21 protein-coding genes are annotated in these 20,451 nt (G+C 60.6%); 9 read left to right on the top strand and 12 right to left on the bottom strand.

Translation table 11 applies throughout. The annotated features are described in order from the left end of the window. Window positions 1-3: 3 nt before the first annotated feature. From rodA to KDX39_RS23125, 6 genes are all read right to left on the bottom strand, one after another. Window positions 4-1,107 carry a rod shape-determining protein RodA gene (rodA, locus tag KDX39_RS23150; protein WP_231661988.1) on the bottom strand — a complete coding sequence of 368 codons (1,104 nt, stop codon included), beginning with the start codon at window positions 1,105-1,107 and terminating at the stop codon, window positions 4-6. 31 nt (window positions 1,108-1,138) lie between these two features. Beyond that, a complete protein-coding gene (mrdA, locus tag KDX39_RS23145; RefSeq protein ID WP_099227098.1) occupies window positions 1,139-3,034 on the bottom strand; it encodes a penicillin-binding protein 2 in 1,896 nt (631 codons plus the stop codon). A gap of 28 nt (window positions 3,035-3,062) precedes the next feature. Further along, on the bottom strand, window positions 3,063-3,530 hold the full coding sequence (rlmH, locus tag KDX39_RS23140; protein ID WP_003313894.1) for a 23S rRNA (pseudouridine(1915)-N(3))-methyltransferase RlmH: 468 nt from the start codon (window positions 3,528-3,530) through the stop codon (window positions 3,063-3,065). Between the two features lie 9 nt (window positions 3,531-3,539). Further along, the gene (gene rsfS, locus KDX39_RS23135; protein ID WP_004885856.1) at window positions 3,540-3,926 is read right to left on the bottom strand and encodes a ribosome silencing factor; all 387 of its coding nucleotides are present in this window, start codon (window positions 3,924-3,926) and stop codon (window positions 3,540-3,542) included. A 61-nt stretch (window positions 3,927-3,987) separates the two neighbouring features. Then, window positions 3,988-4,647 carry a nicotinate-nucleotide adenylyltransferase gene (gene nadD, locus KDX39_RS23130; protein WP_184323570.1) on the bottom strand — a complete coding sequence of 220 codons (660 nt, stop codon included), beginning with the start codon at window positions 4,645-4,647 and terminating at the stop codon, window positions 3,988-3,990. A gap of 22 nt (window positions 4,648-4,669) precedes the next feature. Next, window positions 4,670-5,935 (bottom strand): glutamate-5-semialdehyde dehydrogenase, encoded by a 1,266-nt coding sequence (locus KDX39_RS23125; protein ID WP_231661916.1) that lies wholly within the window; start codon window positions 5,933-5,935, stop codon window positions 4,670-4,672. A 271-nt stretch (window positions 5,936-6,206) separates the two neighbouring features. Between KDX39_RS23125 and KDX39_RS23120 the strand changes: the two genes are divergently transcribed. Together KDX39_RS23120 and KDX39_RS23115 are read left to right on the top strand one after the other, a co-directional pair. Further along, the gene (locus KDX39_RS23120; RefSeq protein WP_231661915.1) at window positions 6,207-6,878 is read left to right on the top strand and encodes a DNA-3-methyladenine glycosylase; all 672 of its coding nucleotides are present in this window, start codon (window positions 6,207-6,209) and stop codon (window positions 6,876-6,878) included. A 3-nt stretch (window positions 6,879-6,881) separates the two neighbouring features. Then, complete coding sequence (locus tag KDX39_RS23115; RefSeq protein WP_231661914.1) at window positions 6,882-8,198, top strand: bifunctional DedA family/phosphatase PAP2 family protein; 1,317 nt, start codon at window positions 6,882-6,884, stop codon at window positions 8,196-8,198. A 139-nt stretch (window positions 8,199-8,337) separates the two neighbouring features. Here KDX39_RS23115 and KDX39_RS23110 read toward each other — a convergent pair whose 3' ends face one another. From KDX39_RS23110 to KDX39_RS23100, 3 genes are read right to left on the bottom strand one after another with little or no spacing between them, the layout of a single operon-like run. After that, window positions 8,338-8,928: an LON peptidase substrate-binding domain-containing protein gene (locus KDX39_RS23110; protein ID WP_099227103.1), complete on the bottom strand. Its 591-nt coding sequence runs from the start codon at window positions 8,926-8,928 to the stop codon at window positions 8,338-8,340. 11 nt (window positions 8,929-8,939) lie between these two features. Then, on the bottom strand, window positions 8,940-9,650 hold the full coding sequence (locus KDX39_RS23105) for an LrgB family protein (protein WP_231661987.1): 711 nt from the start codon (window positions 9,648-9,650) through the stop codon (window positions 8,940-8,942). Between the two features lie 2 nt (window positions 9,651-9,652). Beyond that, window positions 9,653-10,015 carry a CidA/LrgA family protein gene (locus tag KDX39_RS23100; protein ID WP_099227105.1) on the bottom strand — a complete coding sequence of 121 codons (363 nt, stop codon included), beginning with the start codon at window positions 10,013-10,015 and terminating at the stop codon, window positions 9,653-9,655. A 204-nt stretch (window positions 10,016-10,219) separates the two neighbouring features. Between KDX39_RS23100 and KDX39_RS23095 the strand changes: the two genes are divergently transcribed. The 3 genes from KDX39_RS23095 to KDX39_RS23085 all read left to right on the top strand — a co-directional run bounded on the left by KDX39_RS23095 (window position 10,220) and on the right by KDX39_RS23085 (window position 13,210). Beyond that, window positions 10,220-10,675, top strand: a complete 456-nt coding sequence (locus KDX39_RS23095; protein ID WP_099227106.1) for a MaoC family dehydratase — start codon at window positions 10,220-10,222, stop codon at window positions 10,673-10,675. A gap of 138 nt (window positions 10,676-10,813) precedes the next feature. After that, window positions 10,814-12,541: a C13 family peptidase gene (locus KDX39_RS23090; RefSeq protein ID WP_231661913.1), complete on the top strand. Its 1,728-nt coding sequence runs from the start codon at window positions 10,814-10,816 to the stop codon at window positions 12,539-12,541. Between the two features lie 27 nt (window positions 12,542-12,568). Next, the gene (locus KDX39_RS23085; RefSeq protein WP_231661912.1) at window positions 12,569-13,210 is read left to right on the top strand and encodes an oxidoreductase; all 642 of its coding nucleotides are present in this window, start codon (window positions 12,569-12,571) and stop codon (window positions 13,208-13,210) included. A 70-nt stretch (window positions 13,211-13,280) separates the two neighbouring features. Here the strand turns inward: KDX39_RS23085 and KDX39_RS23080 are convergent, their stop codons facing one another. From KDX39_RS23080 to mpl, 3 genes are read right to left on the bottom strand one after another with little or no spacing between them, the layout of a single operon-like run. Continuing rightward, on the bottom strand, window positions 13,281-13,565 hold the full coding sequence (locus KDX39_RS23080) for a YceK/YidQ family lipoprotein (protein ID WP_231661911.1): 285 nt from the start codon (window positions 13,563-13,565) through the stop codon (window positions 13,281-13,283). Beyond that, window positions 13,558-14,187 (bottom strand): flavin prenyltransferase UbiX, encoded by a 630-nt coding sequence (ubiX, locus tag KDX39_RS23075; RefSeq protein ID WP_073168627.1) that lies wholly within the window; start codon window positions 14,185-14,187, stop codon window positions 13,558-13,560. The genes KDX39_RS23080 and ubiX overlap by 8 nt, the downstream gene beginning before the upstream one ends. Beyond that, window positions 14,184-15,533: a UDP-N-acetylmuramate:L-alanyl-gamma-D-glutamyl-meso-diaminopimelate ligase gene (gene mpl / locus KDX39_RS23070; protein WP_231661910.1), complete on the bottom strand. Its 1,350-nt coding sequence runs from the start codon at window positions 15,531-15,533 to the stop codon at window positions 14,184-14,186. The genes ubiX and mpl overlap by 4 nt, the downstream gene beginning before the upstream one ends. 226 nt (window positions 15,534-15,759) lie before the next feature. On the opposite strand from mpl, the gene exaC reads away from it, so the two are divergent. From exaC to KDX39_RS23050, 4 genes are all read left to right on the top strand, one after another. Then, window positions 15,760-17,280, top strand: a complete 1,521-nt coding sequence (exaC, locus tag KDX39_RS23065; protein ID WP_231661909.1) for an acetaldehyde dehydrogenase ExaC — start codon at window positions 15,760-15,762, stop codon at window positions 17,278-17,280. Between the two features lie 260 nt (window positions 17,281-17,540). Further along, window positions 17,541-18,935 (top strand): ethanolamine ammonia-lyase subunit EutB, encoded by a 1,395-nt coding sequence (locus KDX39_RS23060; RefSeq protein ID WP_231661908.1) that lies wholly within the window; start codon window positions 17,541-17,543, stop codon window positions 18,933-18,935. Further along, window positions 18,932-19,810, top strand: coding sequence for an ethanolamine ammonia-lyase subunit EutC (eutC, locus tag KDX39_RS23055; RefSeq protein ID WP_231661907.1), 879 nt, complete (start codon window positions 18,932-18,934; stop codon window positions 19,808-19,810). Before KDX39_RS23060 ends, eutC begins: the two co-directional genes overlap by 4 nt. 85 nt (window positions 19,811-19,895) lie before the next feature. Beyond that, the gene (locus KDX39_RS23050; protein ID WP_099227114.1) at window positions 19,896-20,357 is read left to right on the top strand and encodes a GNAT family N-acetyltransferase; all 462 of its coding nucleotides are present in this window, start codon (window positions 19,896-19,898) and stop codon (window positions 20,355-20,357) included. The last annotated feature ends 94 nt before the right edge of the window (window positions 20,358-20,451 follow it).

Here is a 20,451-nt window from a genome sequence, read left to right as displayed (position 1 = left end):
TAATCAAACCTGAGCGATCCATTTACGATGCGTATGGATCGACATCAAAACCCCAAACGCTGACAGTAGGGTCACGAGCGAAGTTCCGCCGTAACTAATGAAGGGCAGCGGGACACCTACAACCGGCAGCAGGCCACTGACCATACCGATGTTGACGAAAACGTAAACAAAAAACGTCATGGTCAGCGCACCAGCGAGCAACTTTCCGAACAATGTCTGTGCCTGGGCGGTAATGACCAGCCCCCGACCGATCAACAGCATATAGATGATCAGAAGCGCACAGATGCCCACCAGCCCGAACTCTTCGCCCAGAACCGCAATGATGAAGTCGGTATGGCTCTCCGGCAGGAAGTCCAGGTGCGACTGGGTGCCCAGCAGCCAGCCCTTGCCGAAGACACCGCCCGAACCGATGGCTGCCTTGGACTGGATGATGTTCCAGCCGGTGCCCAGTGGATCGCTTTCCGGGTCGAGAAAGGTCAGCACGCGCTGTTTCTGATAGTCGTGCATGAAGAAAAACCACATTGCGACGGCCGCCGGCACGGCGGCGGCCAGTACGCTGATGATCCAGCGCCAGCGCAGACCGGCCATGAACAGCACGAAGGCACCCGAGGCCAGAATCAGCAACGAGGTGCCGAGGTCAGGCTGGCGCACAATCAGAATGAACGGTACACCGATCAACGCCAGACTGACCACCACATGCTTGAGCTGCGGCGGCAGCGTGCGCTTGGAGAGGTACCAGGCAATGGTCGCCGGCATGATGATCTTGAGAAACTCCGAGGGCTGGAAGCGGATGACCCCGGGAATGTTGATCCACCGGGTCGCTCCCATGGCGTTGTGCCCCATCACGTCCACCACCACCAGCAACAGCACCCCGAGCACATACAGGACCGGCACCCAGCGGGCCATGAACCTGGGCTCCAGCTGGGCGATGATCACCATCGCCACCAGACCGATGCCGAAAGAACTGGCCTGCTTGATCAGCAGGTCCCAGTTCTTGCCGCTTGCGGAATACAGAACGAACAGGCTGCCCGCAGCCAGGGTCAGCAGCAGGATCAGCAGTGGACCGTCGATGTGAATGCGCTGCAGAAAGGTGGCGCGGCGGCGCATCACGTCTTCGCTGGACAGGATGCGGTCGAAATTACTCTTCACGGGCCGCAGCCTCCAGATTCATGGAATCGGCGTACTCAGGCTTGAGCTGGCCGTTCTCGTCGAGCAGCCAGGCATCCATCACCTGACGAACAACAGGTGCCGCCACGCCGGAGCCGGACTCGCCGTTCTCCACCATCACTGCGACTACGATTTTAGGATTGTCGGCGGGCGCAAAGCCGACGAACAAGGCGTGGTCACGATGCCGTTCCTGAACCTTGGTGCGGTCATATTTCTCGCCCTGCTTGATCGCCACGACCTGTGCAGTACCGCTTTTGCCCGCGATGCGGTATTGCGCACCGATAGCGGCCTTGCGCGCCGTACCACGCGCGCCGTGCATGACTTCCTGCATGCCGTGGTTGACTCTGGCCCAGTTGGCCGGGTCGCGCAGAATGATATTCGGCATCGGGTTCTCGTCCACCGGCGGCTTGCCTTCGATGGTTCTGGCCAGATGCGGCCGGTTCCACACGCCCTTGTTGGCCACCAGCGCAGTCGCCTGAGCCAGTTGCAGCGGCGTGGCCTGCATGTAGCCCTGGCCGATGCCGAGAATCAGGGTCTCGCCCGGAAACCAGGCCTGACGGCGGGTGGCCCGCTTCCAGTCGCGGGACGGCATCAGGCCTGCGGACTCTTCGAACATGTCCAGCGAGACTTTCTGGCCGATGCCGAACTTGTTCATGTAGGCGGACAGCCGATCAATGCCCAGCTTGTGAGCCAGGTCGTAAAAATAGGTGTCATTGGAGCGCATGATCGCAGTGTCCAGATCGACCCAGCCGTCACCCGTACGATTCCAGTTCCGGTACTTGTGGTCGTAATTGGGCAACTGGTAGAAGCCCGGATCGAACACCCGTGAACCGGGCGTCACGACACCGGCGTCAAGACCGGCGATGGCGACCGCAGGCTTGATGGTCGAACCCGGCGGATAGAGGCCGCGCAGAATCCGGTTGAACAGCGGTCGGTCGATGGAATCGCGCAGTTCGGCGTAGGCCTTGAAGCTGATACCGGTCACGAACAGGTTAGGGTCGAAGCTGGGTGCGCTGACCATAGCCAGCACTTCGCCGGTTTTCGGGTCCAGCGCCACGACCGCACCACGGCGCCCGCCCAACGCAGCCTCGGCCGCTTCCTGCAGATTGATGTCCAGGCTCAGGACGATGTCCTTGCCGGGAATCGGATCGGTACGCTTGAGGACCCGCAACACGCGGCCGCGGGCGTTGGTCTCGACCTCCTCGTAACCGACCTGACCGTGAAGCTCGGGCTCGTAGAAACGCTCGATGCCCGTCTTGCCGATATGGTGGGTGCCACTGTAATTGACCGGATCGAGGCTTTTTAGCTCTTTCTCGTTGATCCGGCCCATATAGCCGACCGAATGCGCGAAATGCGGCCCTTGCGGGTAGTGCCGGACCAGTTGCGCCACGACCTCGACGCCCGGCAGGCGGAACTGGTTGACCGCAATCAGGGCAATCTGCTCTTCAGTCAGTTCGAACAGAACGGGGACGGGCTCAAATGGACGCCGTCCCTGCTTCATGCGTTTTTCGAAAATGATCCGGTCGTCAGGCGTGAGCTGCAGGATCTCGACGATGGTGTCCAGCACTGCCGACCAGTCGCCCGAGCGCTCGCGCGTGACCGAGAGGCTGAAACTGGGCCGGTTGTCCGCCACCACAACGCCGTTACGGTCGTAGATCAGGCCACGGCTGGGCGGAATTGGCTGGACGTGAACCCGATTGTTTTCCGAGAGCGTCGAGTGGTAGTCGTACTGGATGACCTGCAGGAAATACAGCCGGGCAATCAGTACACACACCAGCAACACGACCGCCACAGCACCGAACACGACCCTGCCGCGCACCAGGCGTGCGTCTTTCTCATGGTCTTTGAGGCGGATCGGTTGAGACATTTAGGCCGTATTCACAGTAAAAACGATGCTACTTGTGATAAGGGTGCCCGGACAGAACGGTCCAGGCGCGATACATCTGCTCACCGATCAGGATACGCACCAGCGGATGCGGCAAGGTCAGCGGCGACAGCGACCAGCGCTGCTCGCTGCGGGCACAGACTTCCGGCGCCAGCCCCTCGGGACCGCCCACCATCAGATTGACCGTGCGTGCATCCAGACGCCAGCGATCAAGTTCGACCGCCAGCTGTTCGGTGCTCCACGGCTTGCCCTGCACTTCCAGCGTGACAATGCGCTCGCCCGGCTGGACCTTCGCCAGCATCGCTTCGCCTTCCTGACGGATAAAGCGCGCGACGTCGGCGTTCTTGCCACGGGTATTGAGCGGAATTTCCACCAGTTCAAGCGCAAGCTCGGACGGCATCCGCTTGGCATACTCATGCCAACCTTCTTCCACCCACTTGGGCATGCGCGAACCAACGGCGATCAGACGCAAACGCACGATAATGCCTTATTCGTTACCCGGAGTGTGGTGCGCAGCGCTGGCAGCGCGGCTTTGCTCGGCACCTTGCCACAGACGTTCCAGGTCATAGAACTGGCGTGCGGCGGCAGTCATCACGTGAACGATAACGTCGCCCAGGTCCAGCAGGACCCAATCGCTGTCGCCCTTGCCTTCTTCGCTCAGCGGCATGAGACCGGCAGCCTTGACCTTCTCGCGAACGCTGTCGACCAGTGCATTGAGCTGGCGATTGGACGTACCGGTGCAGATCAGCATGTAGTCGGCGATGCTGGTCTTGTCACGCACATCGATGGACAGAATGTCTGCGCCCTTGACGTCTTCCAGTGCGGCGGTTGCCACGGCGACGACTTCTTCACTGCTCATTTTTTGCTTTGTCATATAAAACTCATTCAGCTCGTATGTGTGGGAGCGCCCAAACGCTTATCTGTAAAAAGCAGTTTCAGGGCGACCCATCCGTGTTCGGCGCACGGTAAAGCCCGTGCGCATCGATATAGGCCAGTACCGCGTCTGGCACCAGAAAACGTACCGACTTACCGCTGGCCAGCAGTTGACGGATCTGGGTGGCAGACACCGATAAAGGCGTCTGCCAGACGAATGTAATGTTGCCGCCCGGCCCTTTCAGGGCTTTCGGATCGCTGACTGCGCGTGCCGCCAGCAGATTGCGCATGGCATCCGGCGACTCGCTGTCCGCATCCGGGCGTTGCAGCACCACGATATGGCAGTGCTCCAGCAATTCTTCCCACCGATGCCAGGAGGGCAGCCCGCAAAAGGCATCCCAACCCAGCAACAGAAACAACTGGTCCCGAGGCGCCAGTTCGGCGCGCATCGATTCCAGGGTGTCGAGGGTATACGACGGTTTGTCCCGTTTCAGTTCACGGTCATCCACCGTCAGGGGTGACACGCCTTGCACTGCGCTGCGGACCATCGCCAGACGATCCTCAGCCGTGACACTCGGCATGTCGCGATGCGGAGGCCTGGCGCTGGGCGTCAGGCGCAACTCATCGAGTTCCAGCAGTTCAGCCACTTCCAGCGCACCGCGCAAATGGCCGATATGAACCGGATCGAACGTGCCCCCAAGCATGCCGATACGTCTGGGCAGCGTTGTCATGGGCTCGCTCAAGTCAGGCTTGTCCGCGCAGTTGACCGTCACCGATCACGATGTACTTCTCGCAGGTCAGCCCTTCCAGGCCCACCGGTCCGCGGGCGTGCAGCTTATCAGTAGAAATGCCGATCTCGGCACCCAGCCCGTATTCGAAGCCGTCGGCAAAGGAGGTCGGCGCATTGACCATCACCGAACTCGAGTCGACCTCAGCCATGAACCGGCGCGTCTGACCCTGATGATCGGAAACGATGGCATCACTGTGATGCGAGCCATAATGGTTGATGTGCTCGATCGCCTCATCCAGACCGGTGACGATACGAATCGACAGGATCGCCGCCAGATACTCGGTGTGCCAGTCCTCTTCGGTTGCCGCCACCACGTCGATCAGCTCGCGGGTGCGCTCGCAACCACGCAGCTCGACGCCCTTTTCGCGGAACTGCGCAGCCATCGGCGGCAGAAACTCGGCGGCAACCGTCTGATCGACCAGAAGGGTCTCCATCGCGCCGCAGATACCGTAGCGATAGGTCTTGGCGTTGAACGCGATCTTCTGCGCCTTCGCCAGATCGGCATGGGCACTCACGTAAACGTGACAGATGCCATCCAGATGCTTGATGACCGGCACCCGGGCGTCACGGCTGACGCGTTCGATCAAACCCTTGCCGCCACGCGGGACGATGACGTCCACGTATTCAGGCATGGTGATCAGCGCACCCACGGCAGCACGGTCAGTGGTTTCGACCACTTGCACCACAGCCGCGGGCAGCCCGGCATCAGCCAGACCACGCTCGATGCAGGCAGCAATAGCGCGATTGGAATGAATGGCCTCGGAACCGCCACGCAGGATGGTTGCGTTACCCGACTTCAGGCACAGGCTGGCCGCATCGATGGTGACGTTCGGACGCGACTCGTAAATGATGCCCACAACACCCAGAGGCACGCGCATCTTGCCGACCTGGATACCGGACGGCCGATAACTCATGTCACGAATCGCGCCGACCGGATCCGGCAGACCGGCGACCTGACGCAACCCGACGATCATGCCGTCGATGCGGGCGGGGGTCAGGGCCAGACGCTCCAGCATCGCAGGCTCGAGACCGTTGGCCTGACCGTTGGCCAGGTCCAGCGCATTGGCGGCGGACAGCTCGGCACGCGCTTCGTCCAGAGCGGCAGCAGTGGCCAGCAAGGCGCGGTTTTTCTGCGCGGTGCTGGCACGGCCGATCACTCGCGAAGCTTCGCGGGCGGCGCGACCCAGACGGGTCATGTAGTCAAGAACGGACTCAGTCATGGTCTCAGTGGTCTTGGCAGAGAGGAAAGCGGCCGATTATAGCTGTCGTGCCGCTCGAACGACAGCGCAGACAGGCGGATGGTCGATAACAGTGCGCACTTTTCTGCAACTGTCGCCATTTGCAACGGTCGAGATGCCGCCATGACGTGCATCAGGCGCGTCTGGGTCCAGTCACTTTCAGAAACAACAAAGTCAGCCGTCATGACACATTCAGCTGCAATTCAAGCAGCGCTTGTTATTATCGGCAGCCACCTTTTTCAGTTGCCAGCCTATGCCGACCGCACTTCCCGACAGCTTTTTTCATCGCGATGCCCAGACCCTGGCGCGCGAGCTGCTGGGCAAGGTCATCCGGCACAAGGTCGGCGAGCTGTGGCTCGCCGCGCGCATCATCGAAACCGAAGCCTACTACTGCGCCGAGAAAGGCAGCCACGCCTCGCTGGGCTACACCGAGAAACGCAAGGCACTGTTTCTCGAAGGCGGGCACATTTACATGTATTACGCCCGGGGCGGCGACTCACTGAACTTCAGTGCCGAAGGGCCGGGCAACGCGGTGCTGATCAAGTCGGCGTACCCCTGGACCGACCCGGACAGCGACGAAAATGCGCTGGCGCAAATGCAGTTGAACAACCCTGATGCCAGCGGTGCCATTCGCCCACCACAGCGACTGTGTGCAGGCCAGACACTGTTGTGCAAGGCACTGGGACTGAAAGTGCCGATGTGGGACGCAAAGCGTTTCGACCCACTGAGGCTGCTGGTCGAGGATGTCGGCGAGCACCCGCCCCGTATCATCCAGACCACTCGACTCGGCATTCCCGCCGGGCGCGATGAGCACCTGATGTACCGTTTCGTCGATGCCGATTACGCCCGATTCTGTACGCGGAACCCTCTCAGACGCGGTCAGGTCGAAGGCCGCGACTACTTACTTCTCGATCAAGGAAACTGACCCATGGGCGATCTGCTCAATGGCATGACCGGCTGGCTGACGGCAAACCCTTCGTGGGTCGCCGTCGCGATCTTTGTAGTCGCATTCATAGAGTGCGTCGCGATTGTCGGCATCGTCGTGCCGGGCACGGTCATCATGTTTGCCATCGCCGCACTGGCTGGCAGCGGCATCCTGCCGTTGAGCGAGGTGTTGCTGCTGGGTTTTCTCGGCGGGTTACTGGGTGACGCGGTGTCGTACTTCATAGGCCGCCGCTTCCATCAGAGCATCCGCCAGTTGCCGGGGCTGCGCACGCACCCGGAATGGATGACTGGCGCGGAATCCTATTTCCACAAATACGGCATCGCCAGCCTGCTGGTGGGACGCTTCATTGGCCCGCTGCGGCCGATGCTGCCAATGATTGCGGGCATGTGCGACATGCCGTTCCCACGATTTGCGGCGGTGAGCGTGGTGGCTGCAGCTGGTTGGTCGATTGCTTACCTGATGCCGGGCTGGGCAGCCGGCGCGGCCATCCGGCTACCGTTGCCAGAAGGCTTCTGGACAGAGGCAGCCTTTGTCGGCGCAGGCCTGGCATTGCTGTTCGGCCTGAGTATTCAAAGCAGCATTCGTCAGAAACGCTACGCGACCAAAGTCATTTCCCTGATCAGTCTTGCGCTGGTCGCCGCGCTATTCATTGGCTGGCCGTACCTGACGGATTTCGATAATGGGCTGATGACGCTGGTGCAGGAGCACCGCAGCGAGACGACGCAGCACATTGTGGTGCTGGTCACCAGCATCGGCGATTTCAAAGCCCAGCTGTTGGCCGCTGCGCTGTTGATCATTGTTTTATTGATCGCCAGACAGTGGCGTCATGCAGCATTCGCGCTGGCGACCACGCTGGGCACCGCTATGGCGAATGGCACGTTGAAAGCATTTTTCGCGCGGGCTCGCCCGGAAGTCCTGCTCGAGCCGCTCACCACTTACAGCATGCCGAGCGGGCACAGTTCAGCAGCTTTCGCCCTGTTCATGACCGTTGCGGTACTGGCCGGACGCGGCCAGCCGGTGCGACTGCGCCTGACCTGGTTGCTGGTCTTCGGGATCCCGGCGCTGGCGATTGCCTTGTCACGCGTGTATCTGGGCGTGCATTGGCCAACGGATATTCTGGCGGGCATGCTGTTGGCGTTCTGCATCTGCGCTGCAAGCCTTGCGATCATCCAGCGCAACGAGCCGCTGCCAGCCATGTCACCCAAAGTGTGGTGGCTGATCATCCCGGCGCTGACCGCGCTGCTCGGCACGTTTGCGGTGCACGCTCTGTCGCATGGCGTGCTGCGTTATCAGTATTGATGGTGCTGGATAGACGCAAAACTTGCGGGGCGGCTTGCCGGCGATTGCCGCAGATCAGTCACTGATCAGGCGCTTCAGATACCGCTTCGCCGGCAAGCCGCCTCCCGCAGCTCGCGATCTACTGCGAGACGCCACAGGCTCAAGCCTGCAAATCACCCTGCATCTCATCCAGCAATTCCTGAATGGCATCCAGGCGCTCTTCGGGATCGTCGATTTCCAGCAGTTCGATCTTGTCTTCTTCGGTAAACGGCAGCAGGTAAGCCAACTGGTTGGACAGCGACTGTTGACCCGTAGCGCTGACGCCCATGTTCAGCGACGCAACCATCGGGTGTTCGGCCAGCGCTTCGAGCAGCGCAACCAGATCGGCATCCTCTTCCTGCAACGGGCGCTCTTCGGGCTCGTCCAGCCACTCTACCTCTGCCACCAGCAACTGATCGCGCTGCACCTCTGCGGCCACCACGCGAAAGCGCCGTGCGCCGACGACCCGAATGCCCAGCAGACCGTTGTCCTGCTGCTGAAAGTCCTGAACCAGCGCTTCGCAGCCGATCAGCGAGTAGCCGCCCGGAGCAGACCCCGTTTCACTGCCCTGGGTGATGCACACCACACCGAACCCTGCGCCCTGCTTCATGCAGCGGCCGATCATGTCCAGGTAACGCGCCTCGAACAGTTGCAGGTCGAGCACGCACCCCGGAAACAGCACAGCGTTCAATGGAAACAAAGGCAACGTCATAAAAAGCCCCCTCAAACGACCAACGACATCGCCAACGGCAGAAACACTGCCGTCGCAACCCCCATCAGGCTCATCGCCAATGCGGCGAACGCCCCCGACTCCTCGCCTTCCTGCAGCGCAACGGAAGTACCGACCGCATGCGCCGTCAGGCCCAGGGCCATACCCCGGGCAGCCTGATTCTCGACACCCGCCAGCGACAGCAGGCCGGGCCCGAAAATGGCACCGAAAACGCCGGTAATCAATACAAATACCGCCGCCAGCGCGGCGACGCCACCCATCTGCTCCGCGACCAGCATGGCAATGGGCGAGGTCACCGATTTGGGCGCCATCGTCATCAGAATCATGTGATCGGCCCCGAACAACAGACCCAGTCCGACACAAAGACCTGTGGCAAAAACGCCGCCAATCACCAGCGTAGTCAAGGTGGGCCATAACAACTGCCGAATGCGACGCAGATTCAGATAAAGCGGCACAGCCAGAGCGACCGTGGCCGGGCCCAGCAGAATCCCCAGTATTTCAGTGCTTTTACGGTATTCGGTGTAATCCAGTCCGCACGTCAGCAGGATGCCGATCACCACCAGCATCGAGACCAGCACCGGCTGCAGAAACAGCCAGCGGGTTTTCTCGTAAGCGGCCATGGCCAGTTGATAGGCGCCCAGCGTGATGGCGATTCCGAATAGCGGGTGATGGATCACCGAGCCCCATGCGCCGTGCCAGTCCAGACTCATGACGGCTCCCGACGGCGAGCCTGACGTTCGATGAGCTTCTGCATCAGCCAGCCGGCGAACGTCAGGGAAATCATCAACGACAGTGACAGGGTGCCGAAAATGGCCCAGAAATCTTCGGCAATGGCTGCCGCATACACCATTACACCCACTGCGGGCGGCACCAGCAGCAGCGGCAGGTAACGCAGCAGGCTGCTGGCCGCCATGCTGATGGGCTCGCTCACCTCACCGCGCGTCATCAGAAACGCCATGAGCAGTACCAGACCGATGATCGGCCCTGGCAGTATCGATAGAAACAGATGGTTGAGCGCTGTCCCCAACAATTGGAACAGCACCAGCCAGGTCAAACCCCGTAGCAACATGAGCACTCCAGCACACTAGAAAGATCCGGCGATTTCTCGGCCGCATTATAAACATGACGCGCCAGTGCCTATGTGCAGGTATTCGCGTGCATGACCTTCCTTGACCAACCCGCAACCCTCTGCTGATCTTGTGGTTCGCCCGCAGGCAATGTCCTACGCAGGCATCGGCATTACGCTACAACATCACATGACAAGGAGAGTGAAATGCCTTTTGTACCGGTTACAGAACTCAAGAACTACATCGGCAAGGAACTGGGATGTTCCGACTGGCTGACCATCGATCAGGAACGAATCAATCTGTTCGCCGAGGCAACAGGGGATTTTCAGTTCATCCATGTCGATCCGGTCAAGGCCGCCCACACACCGTTCGGCGCAACCATTGCCCACGGCTTTCTCACGCTGTCGCTGATCCCCAAGCTGATGGGTGATCTGCTGGTTCTGCCCGACGGTATGAAGATGGTGATCAACTACGGACTGGATACCGTGCGCTTCGTTCAGCCAGTGCTGGTCAATTCCCGTGTGCGCCTGAAGGTTGAGCTGACTGACGCTACCGAGAAAAAACCCGGCCAGTGGCTGCTCAAGGCGACCACGACCATGGAGATCGAAGGCCAGGAAAAACCGGCGTTTGTCGCCGAGCCACTGTCGATGTGCTTCGTGTAACACGTCTGAAAAACGAAACAGTCGTAACAGACTGTTTCGTACCCGTTACTCACTGCGGCATACTCGCCGACGGTTGAGACATAACATCTGCATAAGCAGAGCCACGCTCAATCCTGAATCACTCTTCCGGGATCTCACATGCGCGCGCTCGCCCCACTGGCTTTGACACTCTTGATCGCAGGTTGCGGTGATGGCGAATCACTGCTGCCCCCCGATGGCCGTCTGGCCGATGGCGGGCGTTACCGCGGTGACCTGGTAGACGGCGTGCTGCAAGGTTATGGTCGGATCGATTACCCCAACGGCAGTTGGTACGAAGGCCAGTTTGATCGCGGCCAGAGGCAAGGCATCGGCGAGTTGCATGCCAGCAATGGCGACATCTACAAAGGCGGCTTCGAACAAGGCTTGTTCAATGGCCAGGGCAAGCTCACCACCAGCAGCGGTGCCAGCTATGTCGGCGGCTTCAGGCTGGGTCAACGCGACGGCGAAGGCACCCAGAAAGACAAGGGCCTGTTATATCGCGGCCAGTTCAAGCAAGGGCTGTATGACGGCCCGGGCCGCCTGGAGATGGAAGACGGCAGTCAGTATCAGGGCCTGTTCGCCAACGGCAAACCCAACGGCGAAGGCATACGCAGTGATGCCAGCGGCAATCAGTACAGCGGGATGTTCGTTGATGGCCAGTTGCAGGGCAACGGCAGCTTCACCAGCGCTGACGGCGATCAATACGTCGGCCGCTTTCGCAACAGTCAGCTCGACGGACAGGGTCGCTATGAAAACAGTGACGGTGACGTCTGGAGCGGAGAGTTCAAGGAAGGCGCGCTGACCGGCAAGGGCGAGTTGCTCGGCTCCGACGGCAGCCGCTATCAGGGCAGCTTCGATAACTGGCGCTTCGCAGGCCAGGGAACTCTGCACCTGCCCGATGGAAGTTCCTATGTCGGTGAGTTTGCCGATGACACCTATCAGGGCGAAGGCGTTCTGACGACGGCTGACGGCACGGTCCAACGCGGTATCTGGGCCAACGGTCAACGCATCCGTGACGCCAAGGGCAAGTTGTTGCCAGACGCATTGGAAACAGGCTTGCTTGCTCAGGGTTCGCTGCTGGAGAAGGCGCTGTCTGCCGTGCCCGCCTCTACCGCCGCCCCCGAACTGTACAGCCTGGTGGTGGGCGGCGACGGCAAGCAAAGCGTGTTCATGCGTGAAGCGGACTATGTGAGCAACCTGCTGGCCACGCGCTTTGGCGCAGTCGGGCAGATCAGTCTGGTCAATCATCGCGACCACATGGATGACCGGCCGATGGCGACCCGCGAGACCATTACCCGCGCCGTGCAAACGCTGGCGCAGCGCACCGGTCCTGAAGACCTGATCTTCATCTACCTGACCAGCCACGGCACACAGGACCATGAACTGGTGCTCGACCAGCCGCGTCTGTCGCTGGCCGACCTGCCTGCCGACGCACTGGCCGCCGCACTGGCACCGCTGAAAAATCGCGACAAGGTTGTAGTGATCTCGGCCTGTTATTCAGGCGGTTTCATACCGGACCTCAAAGACGAGCGAACGGTGGTCATGACCGCGTCCCGCGCTGACCGCGTTTCCTTCGGCTGTTCGGAAGAGGCCGACTTCACCTATTTTGGCGATGCACTATTCGGTAAAGCCCTGGTCGAAACCGATGACTTGCAGCAGGCATTCAATGAGGCCAAAGCCTACGTTGCACGACGTGAAACCGAAGACAACTTCGAAGCATCAGAGCCGCAGATCTGGGCACCCAAAGGCGTCATTGCCCGCTGGCAACTGCTGCGCAAGAATCAGGCAGAACGCGCGCTGAACACGACGTTGACTCGCAAGGAAGCGAAGACCTCGAGTAGCCGCTAGGCTTATCCGTATCAAGGGAGAAACATTATGTACTTGACGCCGCAACACATCCTGCTCGCAGGCGCCACGGGCCTGACCGGCGAACATCTGCTGGACCGTCTGCTCAACGAACCTACCGTCAGCCGCGTTCTGGCCCCCACACGCCGGGCACTGGCGGAGCATCCTCGCCTTGAAAATCCGGTCGGCGACCTGAGCACATTACTGCCATCGCTGGGTGGCCGGGTGGACATCGCATTCTGCTGTCTGGGTACGACCATCAAACAGGCGGGCTCGCAGGATGCATTCAAGGCGGTCGACCTGGATCTGGTCGTTGCGTTTGCCAGACGAGCGCGTGAACTGGGTGCCCGGCACCTGCTGGTCATCAGCGCGGTCGGTGCCGATGTCAAATCCAGTGTCTTTTACAACCGCATCAAAGGCGAGATGGAGCAGGCGCTCAGGGCGCAGGACTGGCCGCAACTGACCATCGCCCGCCCTTCCCTGCTGGTCGGCAATCGCCCGGAAACCCGCTGGGCCGAGCAACTGGCCGCGCCGATCGCCAAGCTGATTCCCGGCAAATACGGCGCCATCGAAGCCTGCCAACTGGCCCGCGCACTGTGGCGACTGGCGCTGGAAGAGCAGGATGGCGAACGGGTCGTCGAGTCGGATGAGCTGCGCAAGCTGGGGAAATAAGGAAATCACTGATCGTTACGGACTGCATGCAGACGCAGAGCATCGGCACGATCAATAAATTCAACGACTGTCAAAGCCCGCCTGTGGCCTGAACGCCGAACCCTAGCGCGGTCAGCACAGATAAGGGCAGCAGCAAGGTATCGAGCAACGCACTGCCTGGCAGATCCAGCCCGGGATAGCTCGGCGCTTCAGCCCCGAAACGGTCGGTCGCACAGCAACCGCCCTGCAGTGCATAGAGGTTCAGCCGCGTTCCGGCATAAACCACCGGCGCGCCAGGCTTGGCAGCATTGAGCGTGCGTGCGGTGGCGCAGCCGGTCATGACCAGCGCCAGCACAATCACCAGCAGTTTATTCATCGCCACCGACATGGTGCTCACCCCAACGCGGCAGCATGTCCTGCGGCACGTTCAGCAGATTGAGAATCCGTGCGACCACGAAATCCACCAGATCATCAATGGTCTGCGGCTGATGATAGAAGCCGGGGGACGCGGGAAGGATCACTGCGCCCATGTTCGACAGCTTGAGCATGTTCTCAAGGTGAATGCTGGAGAACGGTGCCTCGCGTGGCACCAGAATCAACTGGCGTCGCTCCTTGAGCGTCACGTCGGCCGCACGCTCGATCAGGTTGTTGCAGGCCCCGGTCGCAATCGCCGACAGCGTGCCGGTCGAACAGGGCACCACTACCATTGCGCTGGGCGAGCCCGACCCCGAGGCCACCGGCGACATCCAGTCATCGCGCCCATAGACCCGAATCTGCCCCGCCGCCGCACCGGTGTACTCGGTGAGGAACGCCTGCATCATCATCGGCTTGGGCGGCAGGCGCACATCGGTTTCGGTCGCCATGACCAATTGCGCCGCCTTGGAGATCAGGAAGTGTACTTCCCGATCTTCACGCACCAGACAGTCCAGCAGACGCAGACCATATTGCGCGCCCGAGGCGCCGGTCATGGCGACCGTGATGCGTTCAGGCCCGCTCATTTCAAAGCCTCGGCCAGTTTGCCATGCAGGCCGCCGAAGCCGCCGTTGCTCATGATCACGATATGCGTGCCCGGTTGTGCCTGGCTCTTGACCCGCGCAATGATTGCTTCAAGCGAATCGCAAACCACCGCAGGCACCGTGCATTCAGCCGCAGTCGCGCCCAGGTCCCAGCCCAGATTGGCAGGCGCGTACCAGACCACCTGATCGGCCTGCTGAACGCTTTCGGGCAGGCCGTCGCGGTGCGCGCCGAGCTTCATGGAGTTGGAACGCGGCTCGATAACGGCAATGATCGGAGCGTCGCCGACCTTCTTGCGCAGACCGTCCAGCGTCGTGGCAATTGCAGTCGGGTGGTGGGCGAAGTCGTCATAGATCGTGATGCCATGTACGTCGGCAACCTTCTCCATGCGCCGCTTGACGCTCTTGAACGCACTGAGGGCCTCGACGCCCTGAGCAGGCACCACGCCCACATGACGGGCGGCTGCCAGGGTCGCCAAGGCATTGGCCACATTATGCTGGCCTGTCATGTCCCACTCGACCGTGCCCTGCACCTGCTCTTCAAAGATCACCTCAAAGCGCGAGCCGTCTTCGCTCAACAGACGGGCCTGCCATTGACCGCCATGTCCGGTGGTCTGCACAGGCGTCCAGCAGCCCATCCCGATGACGCGTGCCAACGCGGGCTCTGTGGTCGGATGAATCACCAGACCTTCGCTCGGAATGGTACGCACAAGGTGATGGAACTGACGCTCGATGGCGGGAAGATCCGGGAAGATGTCCGCGTGATCGAACTCAAGGTTGTTGAGGATTGCCGTGCGCGGACGGTAGTGGACAAACTTGGAACGCTTGTCGAAGAACGCGCTGTCGTACTCGTCGGCTTCGACCACAAAGAAGGGTGTATCACCCAGACGCGCCGAGACCGCGAAGTTCTGCGGGACACCGCCAATCAGGAAGCCGGGACTCATGCCTGCGTGCTCCAGCACCCAGGCCAGCATGCTGCTGGTGGTGGTCTTGCCGTGCGTGCCCGCCACGGCAAGAACCCAGCGACCTTGCAACACATGGTCGGCCAGCCATTGCGGGCCGGACACATAAGGCAGGCCTTTATTCAGGACATACTCGACCGCAGGGTTACCACGCGACAGGGCGTTGCCGATCACGATCAGGTCCGGCGCAGGGTCAAGCTGCGCAGGGTCGTAACCCTGGGTCAGTTCGATGCCCTGGGCTTCGAGCTGCGTACTCATGGGTGGATAGACGTTGGCGTCGGAGCCCGTAACCCGATGGCCCGACTCTTTGGCGAGCACCGCCAGCGAACCCATGAACGTGCCGCAGATACCAAGGATATGAATATGCATGACCAACCTCTCAGAACATCCCGGCAGGTTAACGTAGGGAGGGTGAAATGGCACCCAGAGTTTGTCCGCGATCCTGTCGCCTGGGGTCTGGTCGAGGCCGCAGACATGAGGCTAAAGTTCAGGTCCCGAAGGCGCGGCAAATAGCCTACTCTTGATAACCTGCTGCCAGATGTTTGAAAGCTGAATCGATACAGACTTCCTCAAAACAAGAACCAGGAGACATACCATGCGTTACGCTCATCCCGGTACCGAAGGCGCCATCGTCAACTTCAAGGAACGCTACGGTAACTACATCGGCGGCGAGTTCGTCGCCCCGGTCAAAGGTCAGTATTTCACCAACACCTCGCCGGTTACCGGCAAGGCCATCGCCGAATTCCCCCGCTCCACGGCAGAAGATATCGAAAAGGCGCTCGACGCCGCCCACGCAGCCGCCCAAGCCTGGGGCTCGACCTCGGTGCAGGCCCGCTCGCTGGTCCTGCTGAAGATCGCAGACCGCATCGAAGCCAATCTGGAAACCCTGGCCATCACCGAAACCTGGGACAACGGCAAGGCGATTCGCGAAACCCTCAACGCCGACATTCCGCTGGCCGCCGACCACTTCCGCTACTTTGCCGGTGTGCTGCGCGCGCAGGAAGGCAGCGCTGCCGAGATCGACGGCAACACCGTCGCGTATCACATCCATGAGCCGCTGGGCGTGGTCGGGCAGATCATCCCGTGGAACTTCCCGATCCTGATGGCGGCCTGGAAGCTTGCGCCTGCACTGGCGGCCGGCAACTGCATCGTGCTCAAACCTGCCGAGCAGACCCCGCTGGGCATCAGCGTGCTTATCGAACTGATCGGCGATCTGCTGCCACCCGGCGTGCTGAACATCGTGCAGGGTTATGGCCGTGAAGCAGGCGAAGCTCTTGCGAGCAGCAAGCGCATCGCCAAGATTGCCTTTACCGGCTCGACCCCGGTCGGCTCGCACATCATGAAGCTGGCGGCGGACAACATCATCCCGTCCACCGTGGAGCTGGGCGGCAAATCGCCGAACATCTTCTTCGAAGACATCATGAGCGCCGAACCGGAGTTCATCGAGAAAGCTGCCGAAGGCCTGGTGCTGGCGTTCTTCAATCAGGGCGAAGTCTGCACCTGCCCGTCCCGCGCACTGGTTCAGGAATCGATTTATCCACAGTTCATGGAAGCGGTGATGCGCAAGGTCGAGAAGATCAAGCGAGGTGATCCGCTGGACACCGACACCATGGTCGGCGCTCAGGCGTCCGAGCAGCAGTTCGACAAGATTCTTTCGTACCTCGATATCGCCAAGGGCGAAGGCGCGGAGCTGTTGACCGGCGGCAAGGTCGAGAAGCTGGAAGGTGATCTGTCGAGCGGCTATTACATCCAGCCGACGTTGCTCAAAGGCAACAACAAGATGCGCGTGTTCCAGGAAGAAATCTTCGGCCCGGTAGTCAGCGTCACGACCTTCAAGGACGAAGCCGAAGCCGTGGCAATCGCCAACGACACCGAGTTCGGCCTGGGTGCCGGCCTCTGGACCCGCGACATCAACCGCGCATACCGCGTGGGCCGTGCCATCAAGGCTGGTCGCGTCTGGACCAACTGCTACCACCTCTACCCTGCGCATGCGGCGTTCGGCGGCTACAAAAAATCCGGCGTCGGCCGCGAAACCCACAAGGTTGCGCTCGAGCACTATCAGCAGACCAAAAATTTGCTGGTGAGCTACGACACCCATCCGCTGGGGTTCTTCTGATCCACTGACGGGATGATCATGCCCACGTTCGCGTGGGCATGCAGCCCGCCCCATCGTCGTGCACGCTGTCACCGATCAATGCCCCGACATAACGCATCGCCAGTCAGGCCCACCCGCTACACCCTGCAAACTCGCACTCATCCTCAGGATGGAGTATTAATTGCTTACATAGCTTCCCACAGTCGTTTGAACCGGGACGTCACCGGTTCGACCGAAAGACCACGTCCGACGCGAGCAGCGGGACGTCATGGAGAATCTGTATGGCGAGCTTTTCTCATTCTGTCGGCGCGCAGACGTACCGCTTCGACAGCCTCAAAGCAGTCATGGCCAAGGCCAGCCCTGCACGTTCCGGCGATTTTCTGGCCGAAGTCGCAGCGCAGAACGACGGCGAGCGTGTAGCCGCGCAAATGGCGCTGGCGAACATCCCGCTCAAGCATTTTCTTGAAGAAGCGTTGATTCCTTACGAAGACGACGAAGTCACGCGCCTGATCATCGATACCCACGACACGCTGGCTTTTGCCCCCGTCAGCCATCTGACCGTCGGCGGCTTTCGTGACTGGCTGCTCAGCGATCAGGCCGACGAAATCAGCCTGCGAGCACTGGCGCCAGGGCTGACGCCGGAAATGGCCGCTGCCGTTTCGAAGATCATGCGCGTACAGGATCTGGTACTGGTGGCGCAGAAAATTCGCGTCGTCACGCGCTTTCGTAACACCATCGGCCTGCGTGGTCGCCTGTCGACCCGCCTGCAACCCAATCACCCTACCGACGACCCGTCCGGTATCGCAGCCAGCGTGCTGGACGGACTGCTGTACGGCAACGGCGACGCCATGATCGGTATCAACCCGGCCACCGACAGCACCTCGTCCATCATCGCCTTGCTGGAAATGCTCGACGCCATCGTCCAGCGCTACGAAATTCCGACCCAGTCCTGCGTGCTGACTCACGTCACGACGTCCATCGAAGTGATCAACCGCGGCGTGCCGGTGGATCTGGTGTTCCAGTCGATCACTGGCACCGAAGCTGCCAACGCCAGTTTCGGTATCAATCTCAAGCTGTTGCAGGAAGGTTACGAAGCGGGCCTGAGCCTGAACCGGGGTACGCTCGGGCAGAACCTGATGTATTTCGAGACTGGACAAGGCAGCGCGCTCTCGGCAAACGCGCACCACGGTGTCGATCAACAGACTTGCGAAACCCGCGCCTACGCCGTTGCGCGGCATTTCAATCCGTTTCTGGTCAATACTGTGGTCGGTTTCATCGGCCCGGAGTACCTGTACAACGGCAAACAGATCATCCGCGCCGGGCTTGAAGACCACTTCTGCGGCAAATTGCTGGGCGTGCCGATGGGCTGCGACATCTGCTACACCAATCATGCCGAAGCCGATCAGGACGACATGGACACGCTGCTCACACTGCTGGGCGTGGCCGGGATCAACTTCATCATGGGCATCCCCGGCTCCGACGACATTATGCTCAACTACCAGACCACTTCGTTCCACGACGCGCTGTATGCCAGGCAGAGCCTGGGCCTGCGGCCAGCGCCGGAATACGAAGCCTGGCTGGAAAAAATGGGCATCTTCACTCAGGCCGACGGACGGGTGCGTTTCGGCGACAGCCTGCCACCCGCCTTCCGTCACGCCCTGGCGCATCTGGCATGAGGGAACGGCCTGTGAATGAACTGGAAAGCACTGAAACAAATCCGGACGCCACGCCGCCCAATCCCTGGCTGGAACTGCGTCGTCTGACATCGGCCCGTATCGCGCTGGGCCGCACCGGCACCAGTCTGCCGACCTCCGCGCAACTGGACTTCCAACTGGCACATGCCCAGGCACGCGACGCAGTGCATCTGGCGTTCGATCATGCAGGTATCAGTGCCCAATTGGCTGAAAAAGGCCGCGAAACCCTGTTATTGCATAGCGCAGCCGCTGACCGTGACAATTACCTGCAACGGCCGGATCTGGGAAGACGCCTGAACGATGAATCTGCCAGCCAGTTGCGCGATTACGCAGCCGCTCATCCGGGCGGGCTCGATCTGGCGATAGTGGTGGCCGACGGCCTGTCGGCGTTGGCCGTTCATCGCCACGCGGTGCCCTTTCTGGTGCGCCTGGAGGAACAGGCTGAAGCAGAAGGCTGGACGCTGTCGCCTGTGATCATGGTGGAACAGGGCCGCGTGGCCGTCGCCGACGAAATCGGCGAACTGCTGAGTGCAAAGATGGTAGTGATCCTCATCGGCGAGCGCCCCGGCCTCAGCTCTCCCGACAGCCTGGGGCTGTATTTCACCTACGCGCCGAAAGTCGGACTCAACGATGCGCACCGCAATTGCATTTCCAACATCCGGCTGGAAGGCCTGAGCTACGGCATGGCAGCCCATCGACTGCTGTACTTGATGCGCGAGGCCTGTCGCCGCCAGGTGTCAGGGGTAAAACTCAAGGACGAAGCGGAACTCAAGACTGTGGAATCCGACGAGACCGCCGACAACCTGACCAGACGCACCGGCAATTTCCTGCTCGCGGGCCCGGACGACCCGCATTAGATTGCGCTTTCTAAAGCCGCCAGTCAGCATCGCGGTGACCATCCTGGCGCATTGCATTAGCCCATAGTGAAGTTGAGGCCCGACCATGCGGATCATCCAAGCCACGCTTGAACACCTTGACCTGCTCTGCCCGTTGTTCGTCAAATACCGCGAATTCTACGGCGAGCTGCCATTCCCCGACTCGTCGCGGGACTTTCTGGAGAAACGCCTGCGCCGCGCAGAATCAGTGATTTATCTTGCGCTGGCGAAAGATGACGAGAACAGGCTGTTGGGCTTCTGCCAGCTCTATCCCAGCTACTCCTCGCTGTCGCTCAAACGCGTCTGGATTCTCAACGACATCTACGTCGCCGAAGACGCCCGTAGACAATTGGTCGCCGACCACTTGATGAAAGAAGCCAAGAAAATGGCCAAGGAAACCCAGGCCGTGCGCATGCGCGTGTCGACCAGCAGCAACAATGACGTGGCGCAAAAGGTCTACGAATCGATTGGTTTCAAGGAAGACACTCAGTTCAAGAACTACGTGCTGCCGATCAATTCGGACCGTTGATCCTGTTCGCGAGCAAACCGCAATTCCCCCGGGTTTGCTCGCCCGTATCCTTGTCTCGCAACAGTTGTAACATCTCTATTGAAATCTTGCGGTT

The sequence above is a fragment of the Pseudomonas sp. CDFA 610 genome (assembly GCF_021147865.1).
GTDB classification, from domain to species: Bacteria; Pseudomonadota; Gammaproteobacteria; order Pseudomonadales; family Pseudomonadaceae; genus Aquipseudomonas; species Aquipseudomonas alliivorans.
Note: the sequence above shows the minus strand (reverse complement) of the source record. Positions and strands in the feature narration are given on the sequence as shown.

Coding starts and splice junctions, on each gene's coding strand:
- exaC (WP_231661909.1), top strand. CDS start 15,760: ATGCGTTACGCTCATCCCGGTACCGAAGGCGCCATCGTCAACTTCAAG.
- rsfS (WP_004885856.1), bottom strand. CDS start 3,926: ATGACAAAGCAAAAAATGAGCAGTGAAGAAGTCGTCGCCGTGGCAACC.
- mpl (WP_231661910.1), bottom strand. CDS start 15,533: ATGCATATTCATATCCTTGGTATCTGCGGCACGTTCATGGGTTCGCTG.
- rodA (WP_231661988.1), bottom strand. CDS start 1,107: ATGCGCCGCCGCGCCACCTTTCTGCAGCGCATTCACATCGACGGTCCA.
- KDX39_RS23090 (WP_231661913.1), top strand. CDS start 10,814: ATGCGCGCGCTCGCCCCACTGGCTTTGACACTCTTGATCGCAGGTTGC.
- KDX39_RS23050 (WP_099227114.1), top strand. CDS start 19,896: ATGCGGATCATCCAAGCCACGCTTGAACACCTTGACCTGCTCTGCCCG.
- KDX39_RS23095 (WP_099227106.1), top strand. CDS start 10,220: ATGCCTTTTGTACCGGTTACAGAACTCAAGAACTACATCGGCAAGGAA.
- KDX39_RS23110 (WP_099227103.1), bottom strand. CDS start 8,928: ATGACGTTGCCTTTGTTTCCATTGAACGCTGTGCTGTTTCCGGGGTGC.
- KDX39_RS23115 (WP_231661914.1), top strand. CDS start 6,882: ATGGGCGATCTGCTCAATGGCATGACCGGCTGGCTGACGGCAAACCCT.
- KDX39_RS23125 (WP_231661916.1), bottom strand. CDS start 5,935: ATGACTGAGTCCGTTCTTGACTACATGACCCGTCTGGGTCGCGCCGCC.
- KDX39_RS23080 (WP_231661911.1), bottom strand. CDS start 13,565: ATGAATAAACTGCTGGTGATTGTGCTGGCGCTGGTCATGACCGGCTGC.
- KDX39_RS23100 (WP_099227105.1), bottom strand. CDS start 10,015: ATGTTGCTACGGGGTTTGACCTGGCTGGTGCTGTTCCAATTGTTGGGG.
- KDX39_RS23060 (WP_231661908.1), top strand. CDS start 17,541: ATGGCGAGCTTTTCTCATTCTGTCGGCGCGCAGACGTACCGCTTCGAC.
- eutC (WP_231661907.1), top strand. CDS start 18,932: ATGAGGGAACGGCCTGTGAATGAACTGGAAAGCACTGAAACAAATCCG.
- ubiX (WP_073168627.1), bottom strand. CDS start 14,187: ATGAGCGGGCCTGAACGCATCACGGTCGCCATGACCGGCGCCTCGGGC.
- KDX39_RS23120 (WP_231661915.1), top strand. CDS start 6,207: ATGCCGACCGCACTTCCCGACAGCTTTTTTCATCGCGATGCCCAGACC.
- mrdA (WP_099227098.1), bottom strand. CDS start 3,034: ATGTCTCAACCGATCCGCCTCAAAGACCATGAGAAAGACGCACGCCTG.
- KDX39_RS23085 (WP_231661912.1), top strand. CDS start 12,569: ATGTACTTGACGCCGCAACACATCCTGCTCGCAGGCGCCACGGGCCTG.